A 988-nucleotide genomic window follows, 5' to 3' on the forward strand; every position below is an offset into this window, starting at 1 on the left:
GTACCCACAAGGTTCGCTAAGTGATCGAATTCCACGACGTCCACAAGACCTATCGCGTCGCCGGACGCGATATCCCGGCCCTGCAGCCGACCCGCCTGTCCATCGAGCAGTACCTATCGCGCTTGCACAGCGCCATTGAGCGCTCCCTGAGGCAGTACGCCAGGGTGTTTGCCTTCAGAGTGGATCTCCGCCTACCACTGTCCATCGAGCTGCCTGACTACGCTTGTACGAACGAGGTCATCAGTCGGTTTCTGGAATCCTTCAAGGCCAAGATCGAGCATGATCGACAGAGGGCTCGTGCTCGGCACCGATACGCTCATGACAGCAAGGTCCGATACGTCTGGGCCAGAGAGGAGAGCAGGGGAGAGCGACCGCATTACCACCTGCTGATCCTGCTCAATGGAGATGCTTACTTCACAGTCGGCAGGAAGACCTCATCTGAGCAGAACATCTTCCATCGTCTGCAGCAGGCATGGGCCAGTGCGCTGGGGCTCAGCGTGGAGGAGGTGAGTGGCCTGGTGGAGATACCGCGAGCGGCTGGATACCTGGTTAGTCGAGCTGCTGGTGATCATGGAGAGCTAGCTAACCTTTTCCGTCGAGCGAGCTACCTCTGCAAGGCTGCTACGAAGAACTATGGGGATGGTCAGCATGGATTCGGATGCAGTCGTGGATAGCTGGATTCCAGACACGTCTTATATCGACTTTCATCTTTGGTCGATCCAATGCACCTGCCTCATTCCTGTTCGCATGGATGGGGTAGTTGGAGCAAGTCGCTTGCCCTGAAAGGCATCGTCCGGATGCTTCAACTCTTGCGATGGAGCGCGGTGGTTGACCGTATCGAGACGGGGCGAGGACGCCTGGTTTTCGGACTGGTTGGTTCGTAGAAATTAACCCAGTTGGCTCCTGGTATGACTAAAGCCAGCTAGGTGCATTTCCATGACGAGTCACACCGCCATCCTCTCTGATTTCTTGCTCCGGGCAGAGATCA

The 988-nt window shown here is 56.6% G+C and carries 1 protein-coding gene and 1 pseudogene; both read left to right on the forward strand.

Features of this window, described 5'->3' with window-relative positions:
- Positions 1 to 20: 20 nt before the first annotated feature.
- Positions 21 to 107: pseudogene (locus FAS41_RS31250) on the forward strand (hypothetical protein); the annotation flags it as partial.
- Entirely contained in the window at positions 81 to 674 is a 594-nt protein-coding gene (locus FAS41_RS29535; protein ID WP_425467763.1) for an inovirus Gp2 family protein, read from the forward strand. The pseudogene FAS41_RS31250 and the gene FAS41_RS29535, both read left to right, overlap by 27 nt.
- The last annotated feature ends 314 nt before the right edge of the window (positions 675 to 988 follow it).

The organism is Pseudomonas nicosulfuronedens, from assembly GCF_005877905.1.
GTDB classification, from domain to species: domain Bacteria; phylum Pseudomonadota; class Gammaproteobacteria; order Pseudomonadales; family Pseudomonadaceae; genus Pseudomonas; species Pseudomonas nicosulfuronedens.